The organism is Paenibacillus sp. FSL R10-2748, assembly GCF_038005565.1.
Classification (GTDB): Bacteria; Bacillota; Bacilli; order Paenibacillales; family Paenibacillaceae; genus Paenibacillus; species Paenibacillus polymyxa_B.
On record NZ_JBBOTK010000008.1, the window covers coordinates 21027 to 39561 of the forward strand.

An 18535-nucleotide genomic window follows, 5' to 3' on the forward strand; every position below is an offset into this window, starting at 1 on the left:
TTATAACCAAAGCTGCGGTTCGGGGGGCTATTTTTATGTTACGCCATAATCTTAAATACTATACTGTTCCCGCTAAAGGTAACGTTACTTTGAATACACTTCCCGTTCCCGGTGTGCTTTCGGCCGTAATGTTCCCGCCGTGTGCTTCTACGATAGACTGTGTAATGGCCAGACCAAGGCCCGCCCCGCCTGAGCTACGTGTACGCGATTCATCTCCACGATAAAAACGCTCAAATATCCGCTCCAGCTGTTCTTTACTCATGCCTGGTCCGTTATCACGAATTTGGATATCCACCAACTTCTTACCTGCAGACAGGTTTACCTGGATCACACCTCTTTCCATATCGGTATGCTGAACAGCATTGTGAAACAAGTTGAGCACTACCTGCTTGATTTTATCCCCCTCTGCCAATACCCGTATACCTGCCGTCATATCAAAAACCACTTTACGTGTACCTGCCAGCATAAGGAGCTGCGGTTTCATTTCCAGCAGCAACGCATCTAGTGATATGTCTTCCAGCTTCAACTCCGGTGTTCGATCCAGCTTAGCCAACAATAGTAAATCAGAGACAAGTTTATTCATCCGCTTGGATTCACCATACATACTTTCTAGTGCCGACAGAAGCTGCTTCGGATTAGATGCCGCCCCACGAAGCAGCACTTCCAAGAAGCCGTGAATAGACGTGAGCGGGGTGCGCAGTTCATGGGAAGCATCCGCAATAAATCGTCTCATCTGCATCTGCAATTCTCGTTCGGCAGCAAAAGAATGCTCCAGCCGTTCCAGCATCCCGTTAAATGAAACCGCCAAACGATCCACCTCATACTGCCCTTGCTCTGCGTCAAAGCGCTCGGCCAGATTGCCCGCATCAATACGTTTGACTGCCTCGACCATCCTGGAAAGGGGCACCAACGTGCGGCGCAGCACAGGAAGCATAAGCGCCAACCCAATCGCAAGCGCAATCAGAGACAATAAAATAAAGGTGCGGAGCTGGTTAATCAATTGCTCTTGCATAGAAGTCGTGGATACGCCCATTTGAAGTAAACCGGACGAACGGTCAGGTGGACCGAGCGGACGGAATACAACCAGTTGCTCTTTCCCCTGAGCATCCGTGATTAATTGATAGCCGTGGCGCATGCGTTTGCTCTGCTGCATTGCATGATATTGCTCAGTGGTGAGACGTGGCGGCTTAAGTCCGTTTTCGTTGGACAAGCTCTGGAAAGTGCCGTCTGTATCTATAGAAGCGAGCGACATATCCGGCCAAAACAAAAACGGCCCCGGTCGATTATTCCTCCGATTGGTTTGTTCTTGGGGAGCGGTTACCCCACTCTGCTCCTGCGAATCCTTAATCAATAAATCGGCAGGAATTGAATTCAACTGCGTATCCATAGCTTCTGCCCGACTGCGATACAGAAAATCTTTCATCAGAAAATATTGTAGAAAACCAATCAATACGAGCAGCAAAGCCAAAATGAGTAACGTTCTGGCCAAAAGCTGGGACCGGAGAGAACGAAGTGCATATTTTCTCCGACTTTTCCCGCCCGCCTTCATAGCAGATCCACCCGGTAGCCCACACCGCGCAGCGTACGAATGACCCGGTGCTCCTTGTCTTTGAGTTTTTCACGTAAGGAGCGAATGTACACCTCAACAATATTATCCTCGCCCCCAAAATCGTACCCCCATACCCGGTCCAGAATACGACTTTTACTCAGCACAATCCCGTGATTAAGCACCAGAAACTTCAATAGTTCATATTCGGTAGGCGACAGCTCCAGCACCTGACTCTGATAACGAATTTCCTTGCGTCGATCATCCACTTGAAAGGGGCCGTGAACCACCTCCCCCAGCAGATCGGGGAACTGATTGCGCAGGCGCGCTTCAATGCGAGCCAGCAGCTCATTAAAACTGAAGGGCTTTACGACATAATCATCCGCGCCGAGTTTTAATCCCTTTACCCGATCGTCTACATCATCCTTGGCGGTCAGCATAATGACCGCGATGTTATCCTCCGTCTCCTTGAGACTTTGGCACACCTCAAAACCGTTCATTTCCGGCATCATCACATCCAGCACCGCTACATGCGGACGAAACTCTCTTGCCAAATCGAGCGCTTTACTCCCGTTCTCGGCGGTCCTGACTTCATATCCTTCATTAATCAGTCCAAGCTCTAAAAATTGCAAAATATGAGGCTCATCATCTGCCAGCATAATTTTAACTCCGTGTATTGGATTCATTATTAATCTTCCCTTTCATGTTGCCGCATTTTTCTCATAAAAAAGTCAGTTCATTTTTACCTGTATCTAATATACCTGAATCCTGTCGCAAAAAAAGCACCTCTGCTCAGCTTTCAGCTAACGTTCAGGGAGCGCTCAGAACCCATTAAGGTACGTATGGCATGATAATAGCAAGCCGGTAGTTCACCGGGCCAAGATCAGAAGCGACTGGTCATTCCGCAGTCCTGAAGATAGCGGCTAGAACAACGGAATAAATACAAAGAATTTTCACAGGGAGTGGAATGAACATGATTAAGAAATGGTTTAAGACCAGGGCGGACATCCCCCTGATCATCATTATGCTGATATCCGCATTTTTGAACGGATACAACATCTGGCAAGACAAATATGTAAACACCTATTACACGACGGCCGTAGCAAGCATGCTACAGAGCTTTCACAACTTCTTTTTCGCCTCACTTGATTCTGCCGGATCGGTAACGGTAGACAAACCGCCTGTGGTTTTCTGGATTCAGACACTGAGCGCCTATATATTCGGGCTTCACGGATGGAGCGTTATCTTGCCACAGGCGCTGGCTCAGGTCGGATCGGTCTTGCTCGTTTACTTACTCGTCAAACCGAGCTTCGGTACGATGGCAGCACGATTGGCCGCCTTCGCCATGGCAACGACACCGATAGCCGTAGCAGTTAGCCGCACGAATAACATCGACGCTATGTTGGTTTTCACACTGTTGCTCGCAACATGGCTATTGTTCAGAGGCATTAGAAATAGCAAAACCGGGCTGATCCTTGCTGCTTTCGCAGTCGTAGGCATCGCCTTTAACGAAAAAATGTTGCAAGCCTATATGATCGTTCCGGCATTGGGTCTGTTCTATCTGTTGGCCTCCAAGTTTAACTGGAAGCGAAAAGCAGTAACACTGGTAGGATCAGCAGTTGTCCTCCTGATCGTATCGCTCTCCTGGGCAGTCGTAGTGGACTCCACTCCGGCAGATGAACGCCCTTATATGGGGAGTAGCGGTACGAACTCTGTGCTGAATTTGGCCTTTGGTTATAACGGCCTGTCCCGTCTGACAGGAGATCAGGGTACAGGTGGCAATCGTGGCGGTGAACGCACGGATCGGAACAATAACGCTACAACGAATAGCAGCAATACGAACACAGATCAAGCTCAGACGACTACAACATCGGACAGCACTACCACTACGGATGACTCTGGTGCCAACAACATGGCAGCAGGCGGATTCGGTGCAGGTGGTCAAATGCCACCGGGTGGATTTGGCGGCAACGGACAAGGTGGTCCTGGAGACGGGCAAGGTGGCCAGGGTGGTCCAGGCGGTGGACCGGGAGGAAATTCCGGTGGCGGCATGTTCGGCACTGGCGAAAAAGGACCTTTGCGGTTGTTCCAATCTTCCCTGTCAGGTCAAGCCAGCTGGCTGCTTCCATTCGCATTGATTGCTTCCATCGGTCTGCTTGCAAGCATTCGACGTCGTAATATCACACAAAAACACAAAGAGGTCATCTTCTGGCTGGCCTGGTTGATTCCCGTAGCTGCGTTTTTCAGCGTAGCAGGATTCTTTCATCATTATTACCTGATTATGCTCGCGCCACCAATTGCAGCGCTCTTTGGAGCAGGATTCGTAGAATTGTGGAAGCAGTATCGTGAGCGTTCCAACTGGCTCTCCTGGCTGTTACCCGCAGCAGTATTGGCAACCTCGGTATTTAGCTGGTTTGTTTTGCAAAATTACAACGATACCATTGGCAGCGGCTGGTCCATCGCGGTATTGATCCTAGGGATCATCGGCACGGTGCTGCTGATAGTAGCACGAATGAAATCTGAGAAGTTCACAAGATTCGCCATCATTGCAAGTGTACTCGCTATGTTTATCGGTCCTGCATACTGGGCATTGACACCGATCATCTACGGGGGGAACAGCATGATTCCACAAGCCGGACCCACTCAATTTGGCGGTGGTGGTGGCGGAATGCCGGGCGGCAATGATCGCAATAGAGGTCAGAGCGCCAATGGACAACAAGCCGAAGGAACTCAAACGAATAACCAGACCAATAATGCAGAGAATTCCAGTCCTGATGGAAATACTTCAAGCACACAAACAAGTACAGACACGGAACAAAAATCTTCTACCCGTTCCAGAGGAATGGGGGGACCCAACGGTAGCCAAAGTTTAGATCAAAAAACGTTGAGCTACTTGCAAAAAAATAACACAGGTGAAACCTACCTTTTCGCAGCAAGTAATTATTCAACGGCTGCTCCTTACCTGGTCGAGGCCGGACAAAAAGTAATTATTATGAACGGTTTTGTATCTTCCGATCCAGTCTATACCGTCGATAAAATCAAGGCGCTGGTCGAAAGCGGCCAAGTGAAGTACTTCATGATTTCTGGTGGAGGTGGCGGACCAGACGGCGGTAACTCTGAAGTCACTGCATGGATCAAAGAACACGGCAAAGTGATTCCTACAGATGAATGGAAAACAACAACAGGCGAAACAAGTACAGACGTTAAAGCAACCGAGAGCGGAAGAGACACCACGAACAGCAATGCGAACGCCCAGGATGGTCAAGGTGGCCCTGGCGGAGACGAACGTGGCGGAAGCGGTACTTTATACGAAATCACATTATAAATGAGGAGGAACTACGAATGAGTGAACCCATCCGTTATTCCATTGTTATTCCGATGTACAACGAGGAAGCCGTTATTACGGAAACCTACCGGAGGCTGAAACAAGTTATGGGCTCGATGGGTGAGCCCTACGAGCTGATCTTCGTAAATGATGGAAGTTCGGACCGCAGCGTCCAATTGATCAAGGAATTCAGTCTCAGAGATGACACCATTGTATTGATTGATTTCTCTCGCAATTTTGGTCATCAGCTAGCGATTACTGCCGGGATGGATTATGCGGTGGGGGAGGCGGTCGTCGTCATTGACGCCGACCTCCAGGACCCGCCGGAACTGATTGTTGAGATGGCTAACAAGTGGAAGGAAGGCTATGAAGTGGTCTACGCCAAACGACTCAAACGCAATGGCGAGACTCGCTTCAAGAAATGGTCTGCCAGCCTCTTCTACCGTGTACTTAAAGCATCAACGGATATTAATATCCCGGTCGACACCGGGGACTTCCGCCTAATGGATCGCAAGGTCATAGAAGAATTGAAACGGCTACCGGAAAATAACCGATTCGTTCGTGGACTGGTCAGCTGGATCGGTTTCAAACAAACTGCTGTAGAATATGAGCGCGACGAGCGGCTCGCAGGCGAAACCAAATATCCGTTGAAACGAATGATCAAGCTCAGTCTGGACGGGATCACATCCTTTTCGATTAAACCGCTCAAGCTGGCAGGGTATATCGGTGCACTTCTATCCATGTCCGGCTTCCTGTATCTGATGTACGTACTGTTTCTCAACTTTTTCACCGACTCCTATGTGATGAAGGGCTGGTCGTCTATGATTAGCATCAGCCTGATCTTCGACGGGGTGATCCTGATCATTCTCGGTATTATGGGTGAATATGTTGGACGCATTTATGACGAAACCAAAGCACGTCCGCTTTACATTGTCCGTGAGCATCTGGGTGGACAATACGAAAACGGTCCGACGCATGCTATGAAAGTCCCTGAACCCCGTGACTCCCTGTACATGCAAGGAGCCCGTGAGAGCCTGATTTCGACAGGACGCACAGTGCGCGGCAACAGTGCGGTATATACCGGACCCAAATCCGGTCATGGAGCCTAACCCATGAAAAGTCGCATGGCCCAACTGCTTCCTATGATCCGATTTGGCATCGTAGGTCTGGTGAATACGGGTGTAGATTATATCATTTTTATGCTGCTGGCTTGGGGCGGAGTGCCGGTCATTGTAGCGCAGGTCATTTCGTACAGCTGCGGCACAGCCAACAGTTATATTTTGAACAGCAAATGGACATTCAACAAACAACTATCAAACAACACTAATAAGGGTCAATTACCTAAATTCATCATCATTAACCTCATCGTATTGGGGATAACCTCCTTATTACTGCAAGTGCTTCACACTGGAACCGAGTTGCCGCTTGCTTTAGGCAAGCTGATCGCGACCGCAGCCGGAATGATCATCAATTATATCGGGAGCCGATACTGGGTATTCGGTTCCCCATCCCGAAAGGAAAGTGAGTTTCTATGAGAAAAATTACAAAAGCTGTTATTCCAGCCGCCGGATTAGGAACCCGTTTTCTACCAGCTACGAAAGCTTTACCGAAAGAGATGCTTCCCATCGTAGACAAGCCGGCTATTCAATATATCGTAGAAGAAGCCATCAAGTCCGGAATTGAGAGCATCATTATTGTAACGGGGCGTAATAAAAAAGCCATCGAGGATCATTTTGACAAGTCTGTGGAGTTGGAGCAGGTACTGGAGAGCAAGGGTAAATATGATCTCCTACGTGAAGTTCAAAGCATCGGGGGTAAAGCAGTCATTCACTATATCCGTCAAAAAGAACCCCTCGGCTTGGGACACGCGGTAAGCTGCGCTCGTCAGTTCATTGGCGATGAGCCCTTTGCCGTGTTGCTGGGCGATGATATTATGAATTCCTCCACCCCGGCGATTCGTCAAATGATGGATGTTTACGAAGCGACTGGCAAGCAAGTGGTCGGCGTGCGCACAGTGGAAGAACAAGATGTGAGTAAATACGGCATTATTGACTCCACTCACCAGAACGGTCTCATTCACGAAGTCGGCGGACTTGTTGAAAAACCATCTCCGGCAGATGCCCCTTCGCGGCAGGCAGTCATTGGTCGGTATGTATTAGAGCCTTCCATTTTCTCTATATTGGAAAACCTGTCCACTGGAGCGGGCGGTGAATACCAATTGACGGATGCTCTTCATCAAGTAGCGTTGCAGAACCAACTGCTCGCATTAGAACTGGAAGGCACACGTTATGATATTGGAGATAAAGCTGGATATCTGGAAGCCGTGCTCCACATGGGTATGCAACGCGAAGATTTGCGTCCAATGCTTGACTCCATGATGCGCGAGTGGGCGCTTGCTTCAATGATAAAATAGGGGGATTTACTCCCTCCGAAATCCGACGGGTGCTGTGAAATCACGAGAGTAGATGGATGAACATGTAAAATTGTACACTATAGGAGTACAGCAGCATTTGAGTCTATACGGCCGCCCGGTCGATACTAAGGAGGAAAAGAACCTATGATCCCTGAAGGAAATCTGCAAAGTAATGTGGATCGTTTCAACGGTTTTGCCGACAACTACGATCAGCACCGCCCGGAAGCACCGTCACTCGTCGTGGAAATCATCAGCCGCTATCTGGAGCGAAACGTAGAGCTAGTTGCCGATATTGGCTGCGGTACAGGACTTTCAACTTTCATATGGGAAAACGCCGCTCGGCAAATCGTCGGTATCGAGCCTAACCCGGACATGAGAGGAAAAGCGCAGCACAAGCTGGAGACGGCAGGAACGACAAGGGCAGGAACCATTTCCTTCAAAAGCGGGTTCTCCAACAACCTGCCCTTTGAGGACGGAACTGTAGACGTCATCACCTGCTCTCAATCCTTTCACTGGATGGACCCCGAGAGCACGCTTCAGGAAGCGGGCAGGGTCTTGGCTCAGGGCGGCGTGTTCGCGGCCTTTGACTGTGACTGGCCTCCGGTGCTGCAATGGCAGATAGAGCAAGCTTATACAGAGCTTATCACCAAAGCGGATACCCTTTTGGAGCAGGAAGCCCCAGTAGAGCAACAAGCTCATAAATGGAGCAAGAATCAGCATTTGGCTAATCTGCACCGCAGCGGACAATTCCGATATACCCGGGAGATTGTCTTCCATAACCGTGAGCAGTGTGACGCAGCTCGTTATACAGGGCTCGCTCTCAGCCAAGGGGGTATTCAAAGTCTCTTCAAACTTGGCAATCGAGCGCTTGACGTCGATATAGCCCGCTTCGTGAAGCTGGTAGAGAATCATTTTCAGAGCAGAACACTAGACATCCTGTTCAGCTATCGTATGCGGCTCGGCATCAAGTAGAAAGGAATCAAGGTCATCGTGGATGATACGCTCTTCGGCTTAGGGCAAAAAAGACTCTCCCTCGCCTCGTAAAAACGAGTGCGTACAGGAGAGTCTCTTTTGCTTCAATAAATAGCCACAGTCATATCCTTGCAAACCCTTAGTCACAGTTCCAATGTGTCTTCGACTTAGGAAGAGCGAACAGCCAATAAGTGCGCCAACCGGTCAGGATAGTCCGTGATGATGCCGTTCACCCCGGCCTCCAGCAGACGCTTCATTTCTTCTGGCTCATTCACCGTCCATGGGTGGTATACGACGCCTAATGCCAAAGCCTCTGATACAGCTTCTGGCGTAACAACTTGTTTGTAGGCATGGAGTGCTGTTACCCCGAATTGGGTTGCATACTCGGATGGACGAACCATAATTTCGATATACAGCGCCCCCGTCTTGATTTCAGGAGCAAGCTGCGCACAGAGCGCCAGCGATTCGTGATTGAAGCTGGATATGATTACCCTCTGTTCCAACCCAAAACGCTTCACGGCTGCAATGACCTCTTCCTCCATACCCGGATAGAGATAAATGCTGTTTTTCAACTCTAAATTAATAATTGTATTCGAGGACTGGGCTAGTTCCAGTAGCTCATCCAGCATCGGAACCCGCTCACCTCGGAATTTCTCATCAAACCAACTGCCCGCATCCAGTTTATTTAATTCTTCCAGCGTAATATCCCTTACATCCAGTGAGCAACCTGTCGTACGCTCCAGCGACTCATCGTGAATCAGTACCAGATGCCCATCTTGGGTACGCTGCACATCCGTTTCTATACCTGTTGCTCCCAGTTCCAGGGCGTGGCGGAATGCCGCCATCGTATTCTCAGGACATACACCTGAAGCTCCGCGGTGTGCGAAATTAATCACCTTTTCGGTTACAGTCACAACATAACCCCTCCTGTCATTTCACAGGAACATTATACCTGCTCATTGTTTGGGCTGTATAAAATATTCGTCACAGCTACCACTTCTTCTATGCCGTTTGAACAATTTTCCCGATCCAATCGGAATAAAACGTATTCCCGTTCCGTCGATCAAAATCAGCCGCCGCTGACTCTGCCAGTGGCCTAAAATACGCAATGATTTCTGTCAATGTGCGATCCTCTTTACCCCATTCCAAGGAAGCCGGCAACCGGATCAATCGTTTTTCTCCCGAAGTATCCAACTTTTGTAGCAGACTCACCATCGTCGCGTAAAAATACATCTGCTCCAGCCCGCTCTCATAGTCTAGCGCCATATGTAGATGACGCTCTACCACTTCGATTCCTTGAATCGGATCAGCAACCGCCAGATATTCGATATGCTCCGCTATCGTTTTCAGGAAGTCGCGGTCATCCCGAATTAGGCGATAGCCTTTGCGATGATTGTCCTTTGCCTGATCAACCTCGCCTTGACGATAAAGCGGCAACAGCACCTGCGAGAGCGTCACATGTGGTACTTCTGCACATTTCATCCGTCCCGACAAAATCGGTTTTGCCACGGCAAGCGCCTGCTCGTTTTCTCCAGTCAAGTAATAGAACCGTACCATCTGGCTCTGCTCACAGGCCTCACAATCACTCATACTGTCCGACTCAATCAAGCGGAAGGTATCCAGATACCGCCGTGCTTCATCCAGTTCACCCATGTCCATCGCGATGCGGAACTTATAATAGTAATATGGACGCTCATTATACCCGTATTCGGCATAACGTCTGCGCATATCCTCCGCCAGATCTTCTATTTGAGTCTTCGATATATTGGAAAAGCTGCACACCTTCCCGAGTATCCATTTGTAATTCCACAACAGCTCATCTGCGTCGTATTCCTCTGGATTTTGATCAAATTGGCCCAACTGCCACGAAAAAGCAATCAGCGACTTCAATGGATATCCGTTAAAAATAGCGCAGTCTACAATCTCTCCCCGGATTTCATAAGCGAGTTCCTTCAATCCGGAAGTATCTGCCAAGCGAACTGCTTCTTCCAGAATCGCCAGCTTTGCCGCCCCTCCGGGCAGATCCTGCGCCTGCTCCATCAAATCATATATCGTATCTTCCATTTGGCTCCCCCTATAATTACGCAATTACGAATTTTGTCCGTTCCCTAATCCCCAATTGATAAAATGTAGTACACTCCGATTCATCAGTCCCAACTCACTGCGGTTCATCGGGTAGTGCCCCATCATAAGCGCATTCACATACATCATTTCTGTAGCAGCCGTGACCATCTGCGTATCGGTAGCTTCAAGAATCCGCGCCACCACTGGGTTGTTCAGATTAAAGTATAAGGTGGAATAACCCGAATTCTGCTGGACTCCTGCTTTCAGACTATCAAGCACATTGGAAAAAAGTGAGGTTGTCTCCTCAACCGTGTTTTCCATGGAGCGCAAGGTCAGTGCATCCTGAGAAATGGTATACAACACTGGCAAACTCGCAGGCTCAAAACGCTTCAACTCAGCGCGGCAACGCATCGGCTGCAAAGCAGCATCCATGACACGTAGCACACCGTAATAATTCTCGCGTTCTTCCTGTGTTAGCCCGGTAAATGAAAGAGATACTTCCTCAGGGCTAAGACGCTCTGTTTGCAGGTTAGAGTCAATCCAATGCAGCTTTTCCAAAATGTCTGAATCATAAATATAGCCGCCATTGATCACCAACATGGATTGCGCCGCCGCCACATGCGTAATCTGACGATACTCATCTACTGTCGATGTGTAATGCAGTGGACGTCCGTCCGCCTCTTGGATCAGTTCTTTCAGCTCACGCCGCCCAAATGTACTTTCGAAGGAAAACCAACGGTACATTATCCGCAAAAATTCATCATCCTCCACGGCGAGCGCCTTCATGGACAGCTCATGCAAACGAATCCAGTGCTGCAAGCGGTCTGGCTCATACTGCGCCATGCGTAGCAGTTCTTCCCGAATACAGGTACCCAGTTCAGAACGAACATCGTCAAGCTGCTCATTTTCATAAAAATACTCACGTGATGCCGTTGGTTGCAATTCATCTGTCCAAATTAGGCTTTTAATGAAGAATGCCCATTCCGGCAAAACATTTTCCGCCTTGTCCGACACCAGCATATGCTTCAGGTACACCCGATGCAGCCGCTTGCTGTTCAGATTAACACTGCGAGGCAAAATGAATGCAATCCCGCCTGTTCTGCCCGATGCCGTCCGCAACGGTATAAAATCACTGAAGCGCTCACCCATCAGGCGATAGCCTAAATCCAGCACCTCACTACGGCGACTCCGCAATTGTTCGGGATCCTGCATCCAGCTCGTCGATGGAAGATTGACGCGCTTGGTGTCCCCGTCTACAGACAGCATGACCGGATACGGCAGCAACGCACCATAATAGATTAAAGACTCCTCTACGTGCGCTGGCTCATAATAAAACTCACTTCCCGGCTTGCAGCGCAAATAAATTTGCGTCCCTACAGGCAGCTCGGTTTCCAATCGACGAATCGTATACGTCCCATCCGGCTTCCCTCTCCATTCCATGGAGATGCCTTCCTTCACCGAGCGGGTCAGCACTACAATTTCATCGCTCACCATAAAGCAGGATAGTAACCCAATCCCAAAGCGTCCGATAAACGAAGTCTCAGAAGCCAGCAAATCGGCTCCCTTCTTGGAAGACTGACCGATAATCGACAAAAAACGGTGAATGTCTTCTTCTGACAATCCAATGCCGTTATCCTGAATCATCAATACCTGATGCTCCCCAGAACCAGATAACTCCACGATGACTTTACCTTCATAGTCGTTACTCTCAGAAGCTGTATCTCCAAGAGCCTTGTCTTCTTTCAGTACTTTACTTTCAGCAACAACCTTCCGCAGCTCCTTGCGAGCCGTGATCGCATCTGTTGCATTTTGCAGAACCTCACGTATAAACACTCGTGGACTGCTATATAAATGATTGGCCAAAATATCAATCATACCGCCCAAGTTCACTTGAAAACGATATTGGTCTGTCTGACTCATACAGATCATTCCTTTCTCGAAATGCTACAACCATCATCTGGTTTTAAATAGACTGTCTTTTAAAGTATAACGTGGATTTAAGTCGGATTACACACCCTGCATTTCAGATATCAATACGTTGACAACGATATAACAGGGTCTTTTTTCACCTAGGAAGTCTGGAACTGGGTCTAATTAACTTCATAAAAATGTACGGAGTACGAGCACTTAGTGAATAAAGGTCATCTTTGTCTAGTTAAATTTAGTAATAAACATAATATTTATTTAAAATCCATCCTTCTCTTAAAAACCTATATCTATGGAGGGACAAATGGCTCATTTTACGCAAAAAGCTCGCATTGCCGCTCTTGTAATACTCTTACAAGAGAGAATGCGAGCTTATTTAGATACAGTCGAAGCTGTACCTTTTACAGAAAGGAATTAATGAGACTTAGCGAGACGGATAACGTTCCACGATGCTTTGCCCAAATGAGCTTTTACAATTCCGTCTTCAAGCTTGGCATTGCCGCCGTTGTGAGGCGTAACCTTTTCACCGGCTGGACTGTTGGTCGCTTTGAGATCATCGTGCTCCAATACAGTATGCTCGACAATGCGGTAGCCTTCGAAACTGCGTACATCTACTGTCAGCTCCAGCGATTCAGACAAGTGACGGTTCACTGCAAAGACAGTCAGTGCATCTCCCTCTTCATCATAAACTACAGCGCTATCCAGATAAGGAATGTCTGTGAAGTCCTTGGAATCGTATTTTTCCGAGTCCACCACAGGCATCAACGATATCCCACGACCATAACGGGAGGCATGCAGATACGGATAGAAAATCGTTTGCTTCCATGCTTTTCCGTTATTCTCGGTCATGATTGGCGCAATAACGTTGACCAGTTGGGCGAGGCAAGCCATTTTTACACGATCCGCGTGGCGCAGGAACGTAATCAACATGCTGCCTACCAACAATGCATCCTCAAAGTTATAGATATCCTCAAGCTGCGGTGGTGCCACAGACCACGGATCAATTTTTTTGTCCGCATCATTGGAGTGGTACCATACATTCCATTCGTCAAAGCTGAGCATCATTTTTTTCTTGCTGCGTTTTTTTGCTTTGATATAGTCACAAGTCGAAATGACCGTATGAATAAAATGATCCATATCCATAGAACGTGCCAGATAATTAGCCGTATCATTGTCATGATTGCCGTAGTATTGGTGCAAGGAAATATAGTCGGCTACCTCATAGGTATGATCCAGCGTGGTTGCTTCCCATTCCGGGAACGTCGGCATCGTAGAACTGGAGCTGCCACAGGATACAAGCTCAATGTCAGGATCGATCAGCTTCATGGCTTTTGCAGATTCTACAGCCAGACGACCATATTCTTCTGCTGTCTTGTGACCAATTTGCCATGGGCCATCCATCTCGTTACCAAGACACCAGGTTTTAATCTTATGTGGTTGCTCTACACCGTGACTACGACGTAGATCACTCCAATAGGAGCCACCTGTGTGGTTGCAATATTCCACCAGATTACGCGCAGCATCAATTCCGCGCGTACCCAGATTAACCGCCATCATGACTTCGGAACCTACATCCTTGGCCCACTTGAAAAATTCATTCGTACCCACTTCATTCGGCTCGACCGTTCTCCACGCCAGCTCCAACTGTCTAGGTCTGGACGCGACAGGGCCGACACCGTCCTCCCAATTGTAACCGGATACAAAGTTGCCTCCCGGATAGCGTATAATAGGAACATCAAGCTGTTTTACCAACTCTTTAACATCATTTCGGAAACCGCTTTCATCACTAGTTGAATGAGTAGGCTCGTAAATGCCGCCATATACGGCACGCCCGAGATGCTCTACAAAAGAGCCATAAATGCGTTTATCGACTTCAGCAATACGAAAAGATTTGTCTACAATCATCTTTGCTTTTACAGCTGCTGCCACCTAAACCATCCTCTCTGAATGCGAAAATAAAATCCGTTGTACCACCAAAACTAAGAAGCCGTTTTATTTACGGTTTTAATATAACACACCATATTTATCATAGTCAACATTATTATTAAATACTTAATATATTTATTAACGTTAATGATAAACGATAAGCAATTGGTTACGTACTTCAAAATATTTCGTTTTATAAACAAACTTATTGAGTGAATAACCACTTTGCTAAATAGAATAACGGATTACAGGTGGGTTCAAAATAGTGCCTACTTCCATATCTTGCAGTCTGTTTTAAATAGTGAATATCAGTCTACCAACAGTTGTTCTAAATATGTATAAATACCACCTATATCACCCACGTTTAAATTCGAGAGGACCCCTTCTTTCAAATATCCCTGCTCTGTCCGTATAGATATATAAATACGTTCAGTTTCCGCTTTCACCAGGATAGAAAGCTCAATATCAACGTCTAATAAAACTCGTTCTTTGGTGCAATGCGTAATATTCGTAGCCTCTACACACAAAATAGCAATATCCGTATAAGCGTTGTATGCCATTGTACCCGCATTATATAACAGTTCCTGTAATCCATTGCTTGCATTCGAAGGGAGCGTATACTCCATATCATGCAACACTGCCGCGGACTGGTCCACCGCGATCCAGCTTTGGTATCCATCCCGGGCAAATTCCCCTCTCAACTCATGCAAAAAATAAATAATGTCAATGCCCTTGTCATAATAAATACAAATAAGCGGAATGCGAGAATCCTCTATTGCGATTGCCTTCTCCCGCGTCATAAAGAGCCCCCCCTCTTGCTGCCACCAGCGCAAATAGCAAGACGAAAAATTCAGTGCGGGGATATGTCGTTGATTTTTAGAAATATAGACGACATTTTTTCCATAACGTGAAGCCAATTGCTCCACTTCCTGCAAACTCACTGGCTCCATTTCCCCTAGCAAGACAATCGTATCTGTAAGGCCGTATACCCGTTGTCCACCTTCGAGCGCTGTGTCCTGTTGTTCTCGCTCCCGCAGGATGGCTTGTTCGAAGATCGCAGCAATTTTGTCGCCAGGGAGTTGAGCTTCACATTGGGTCTCAAAATAATAGGGTGCTTTCGAACTAATTGCACAATCCTCTATAAACACATAGGCGCGCCGTATCCAATCCGGATTTTTGTAACGCATTACGGGGATTATGGTATCCTGTAGCGGATGATAACTATACTTATGTAAAATATGTTTTAGCTTTTCTATGGAAGGAACACGCTTGGACTTCTGCAAAACTTTACATACCTGTGCTGTAACGAATGGAGTGGCATAGCTATTGCTGTTGGGACATTGTACAGCCTCTCCAGCTGCACCTATCAGCTCATGCTTGGCAAAAGCGGTAAAATCGATACCACTTGAGAATGCTTTCTCAGCATCATATGTATATTGTCCTGCTGTGAGTATACCGCTATGATCGCAGCGCACACCAATCACATTGGCAAAGGAAGCCGGATAAGTAAGAAGTCCTCCATTTTGTGCTGCACATACCATAATTAATCCCGCCATAGCTGCATTATTTACAGCTTCCCGCAGCATGCCTCGATCTCGATAATTTATACTTCCCAGGCTGATATTGGCTACCTGTACACCATGCTTTACACACCAATCCAGCGCAGCACAAAGCTGAGCTGCATTTCCTTTTCTATGGTTCATTATTTTTACACTACTGATGATCGCATCTGGAAAATACGTTTGTACAATAGCTGCACAAAGCGTACCGTGATTTAAGGTGCGTCCATCTTCTACGTCTCCATGAGCTATTTCGACGTTATATAATAATTGGGTGTTTAAAAAGCCAGCATTAACCCCGTCGTCAATAATGGCTACATGGATCTTGGCTTTCATTTTTTTCTCCCCCAGTCTCTTCGGATCGCGAAATGAATCTCACGGCTCTGCTCGTTCCATTAGAGTAAACAGAGGGTGCCTCTGCGAACGATAGCGTTCGTCTAAAAGCACCCTCCTAATTTAGCGAACCATGTACATGATAGCCGGATCAGACTGCAATATTTACCTTCGTGCCTGCAGTCTTCTCCCCGTCTTTAGCCGAGTCCAGATAGGCATTGAGTTCTTGTTCAGTCCACACCCTGCCAGCCTCTGCATTCGCCTCCTGCTCATCCTTAGGTTCAACCCGATCTGTAATCATCGGTTCGTTATTCACTGCTTCGCTGATACGCTCATTAATATTCGCAGCGATTTCCATGATTTCTCCATTAAGTCCTTCTGCCTTTTCACGCAAAGCCGCTGATTTTGCAGGGTTAGCGTTTTCCCACCCCTTAGCCTCGCTTCCCAATGTAATTTGTGCCGTTTTGGCTATTTTGGCACTCTTCAACTCATTGTTTGCAGATACAATACTATGCATTGTATAGGTGATCAATCTTTGCTGCTGCTCCTCAGCAGTCTTAGGCGTATATTCTTCCTTTTTGCCTTTCTGAGCTTCTTTTTTACTTTCCTCATCCATGCCTAAAGCCTTTTTTTGCTCTTCCAGTGACTGCTTTTGAATGTTCTCGTCAATTTGCTGAATCTGCTTATCTATCTCTTCCATTTCAGCTTTTACAGCTTCCGGACCGAGACCACGCTTGAGAGCATTACTTAAATAGTCCGAACGCCTCTCCATCAAACTTTGCTTTTGCTCTGTCAATTGTTGAATAACCTTGTTTTGTGGCTTGCCTATACCCTTCCTTTCAGCCTGAGCGGAAAGGGAATGCCGTAGTTCAAGTCGGTTGTTATCTGCGGTGCGGAACGGCGATTGGTGAGATGATGTAAATGATACATTCATCCTAAAACCTCCAATTCTCTTCTAAATGAGGATTTTTCAAAAATCCTGAAATAAGTGATTCTAGAGGTATATCGGATTTTTTTGTATGTTTTTGTATGTTTTATCATCATTTTCACAAATCCTTCATTCCTTTTCCACTGTTAAGCAGTCCTTTATCGTCTCATACAAGCTGTTATATGTAAGCAACCCCCCTCCCACTATACGCTCTTCCGGAATTAGGATAGCAAAGCTTTTTTCCACTTCAAATAATAGATATACCAGATCTCTGGGGAACAACCCCATATCAGGACCCAGTAATGTAGCCTCTTTATTTATCTCACCCGCTTTTATTTTAAAAAGCTTCCAAAATATATTTTCCAGTTTCATTCCTGTTCCCGTTACATCCTGAGTAAAGTTCATGTTCTTCCCTCCATTACAACTGAACTACGTGATGATCAACCGAAAAATAATGTAAAATATCCTTCGTCAGCCTATTCATATCTTCATCGTTGGACAGATGGAGTACAGGCACGGAATAATTGGAAAACTCCTGCTTTTTCTCTTCCACGAAACGATGATCAACAGATGCATATTGCATATTGACTGTGGAAGAAGAGTAACTGTCGAATACATTGTTACATATGGCATATCCTAATAATGAAGAGGAAAAACGGTTTTCCATGTACTGTTTCACATGCTCCAAATATTTTATATTGTATTCATCATAGTGAAGACAACAGATTAGGCCATCCGCTCTAACAGCGCGGGATACCAAAAATGAGGTTACTCCAAAATAATTCGTGAACGTATTGTTAAAGGGAACAATCCCACCTGGAATGCCCACGAGTATTAGATCAGGCTTTTCGCTCTGCTCTATTTTTTTCAAATACCGATTAAACATGATAATCTTCTGGGTTTCCGTCATACCGCTCTCAAACATAAACTGTGGAAAAGAATGTGCACCAATCAGCTCCCCGCATCCATTAGATGTGATTTGCGACACCCGATATCCTTGTGCTTCAAGCTTCTGCCGAAGGTTAAGCTGCAAATTAAGCTTATGCGTTCGCTCGTTCAGCCCTAATACAAACAGAACCGGTGTAAAAAAATCATGAATAACAGAGCCCGGGTCAGGCGGTAAAATATCTTTCGTGCGTACATCAAATGTATTTTTTAAAATCAGCTTGTCATCTTGCTCCTCACAGGGTTCGATGAATTCCATACATGAGTCTGGCAAAGTGAAATTACACATGACTTTTTTGCCAAGTTGTCCAGCCTTCTTGATCACGGGAAGATACACCTCAGCTACATCCAGCTTGAAATTGGATTTCACCAGTAATATGGCATCACAACGCTCCATTTCTTGCTCCAAACAAGACTCTGGCTTCACTATGAAGCCTGTCACTTCCCCCTTGTCCGTTACACAGGCATCTTTCCCGATCATACCCGACCCTTGAAAAGAAATAAGTACAACTTCCTCATAACTTCCTAATAGATTCAAGTTCCTAACCAGGGCTATCGTTTCATAATCAAACGGAAAAATGATTAATTTATTGGTCAT

15 protein-coding genes are annotated in these 18535 nt (G+C 46.7%); 5 read left to right on the forward strand and 10 right to left on the reverse strand.

Annotation, left to right across the window (positions count from 1 at the left end; translation table 11 throughout):
* Positions 1-58: 58 nt before the first annotated feature.
* On the reverse strand, positions 59-1549 hold the full coding sequence (locus NSS66_RS21065; RefSeq protein ID WP_339201302.1) for a sensor histidine kinase: 1491 nt from the start codon (positions 1547-1549) through the stop codon (positions 59-61).
* A complete protein-coding gene (locus NSS66_RS21070) occupies positions 1546-2232 on the reverse strand; it encodes a response regulator transcription factor (protein ID WP_013308395.1) in 687 nt (228 codons plus the stop codon). The genes NSS66_RS21065 and NSS66_RS21070 overlap by 4 nt, the downstream gene beginning before the upstream one ends.
* 287 nt (positions 2233-2519) lie before the next feature.
* Between NSS66_RS21070 and NSS66_RS21075 the strand changes: the two genes are divergently transcribed.
* The 5 genes from NSS66_RS21075 to NSS66_RS21095 all read left to right on the forward strand — a co-directional run bounded on the left by NSS66_RS21075 (position 2520) and on the right by NSS66_RS21095 (position 8256).
* Positions 2520-4871, forward strand: coding sequence for a glycosyltransferase family 39 protein (locus NSS66_RS21075; protein ID WP_340959699.1), 2352 nt, complete (start codon positions 2520-2522; stop codon positions 4869-4871).
* 17 nt (positions 4872-4888) lie between these two features.
* On the forward strand, positions 4889-5980 hold the full coding sequence (locus tag NSS66_RS21080; protein ID WP_028541969.1) for a glycosyltransferase family 2 protein: 1092 nt from the start codon (positions 4889-4891) through the stop codon (positions 5978-5980).
* Positions 5981-5983: 3 nt separating this feature from the next.
* On the forward strand, positions 5984-6406 hold the full coding sequence (locus tag NSS66_RS21085; RefSeq protein ID WP_023986637.1) for a GtrA family protein: 423 nt from the start codon (positions 5984-5986) through the stop codon (positions 6404-6406).
* Positions 6403-7284 carry a UTP--glucose-1-phosphate uridylyltransferase GalU gene (gene galU, locus NSS66_RS21090; protein WP_023986636.1) on the forward strand — a complete coding sequence of 294 codons (882 nt, stop codon included), beginning with the start codon at positions 6403-6405 and terminating at the stop codon, positions 7282-7284. The genes NSS66_RS21085 and galU overlap by 4 nt, the downstream gene beginning before the upstream one ends.
* A gap of 144 nt (positions 7285-7428) precedes the next feature.
* A complete protein-coding gene (locus NSS66_RS21095; protein ID WP_023986635.1) occupies positions 7429-8256 on the forward strand; it encodes a class I SAM-dependent methyltransferase in 828 nt (275 codons plus the stop codon).
* Positions 8257-8423: 167 nt separating this feature from the next.
* On the opposite strand, the gene NSS66_RS21100 is transcribed toward NSS66_RS21095, so the two are convergent.
* From NSS66_RS21100 to NSS66_RS21135, 8 genes are all read right to left on the reverse strand, one after another.
* A complete protein-coding gene (locus NSS66_RS21100; protein WP_023986634.1) occupies positions 8424-9170 on the reverse strand; it encodes a glycerophosphodiester phosphodiesterase in 747 nt (248 codons plus the stop codon).
* An 88-nt stretch (positions 9171-9258) separates the two neighbouring features.
* A complete protein-coding gene (locus tag NSS66_RS21105; RefSeq protein WP_023986633.1) occupies positions 9259-10320 on the reverse strand; it encodes a hypothetical protein in 1062 nt (353 codons plus the stop codon).
* 24 nt (positions 10321-10344) lie between these two features.
* Complete coding sequence (locus NSS66_RS21110) at positions 10345-12240, reverse strand: HSP90 family protein (RefSeq protein ID WP_340959701.1); 1896 nt, start codon at positions 12238-12240, stop codon at positions 10345-10347.
* Positions 12241-12660: 420 nt separating this feature from the next.
* A complete protein-coding gene (arfA, locus tag NSS66_RS21115) occupies positions 12661-14175 on the reverse strand; it encodes an arabinosylfuranosidase ArfA (RefSeq protein WP_023986630.1) in 1515 nt (504 codons plus the stop codon).
* 305 nt (positions 14176-14480) lie between these two features.
* Positions 14481-16067, reverse strand: coding sequence for a S8 family serine peptidase (locus NSS66_RS21120; protein WP_340959703.1), 1587 nt, complete (start codon positions 16065-16067; stop codon positions 14481-14483).
* Positions 16068-16215: 148 nt separating this feature from the next.
* Complete coding sequence (locus tag NSS66_RS21125; protein ID WP_340959705.1) at positions 16216-16998, reverse strand: muscle M-line assembly protein unc-89 Uncoordinated protein 89; 783 nt, start codon at positions 16996-16998, stop codon at positions 16216-16218.
* 123 nt (positions 16999-17121) lie between these two features.
* A complete protein-coding gene (locus tag NSS66_RS21130) occupies positions 17122-17397 on the reverse strand; it encodes a peptide maturation system acyl carrier-related protein (protein ID WP_023986627.1) in 276 nt (91 codons plus the stop codon).
* 13 nt (positions 17398-17410) lie between these two features.
* The gene (locus tag NSS66_RS21135; RefSeq protein ID WP_023986626.1) at positions 17411-18535 is read right to left on the reverse strand and encodes a TIGR04066 family peptide maturation system protein; all 1125 of its coding nucleotides are present in this window, start codon (positions 18533-18535) and stop codon (positions 17411-17413) included.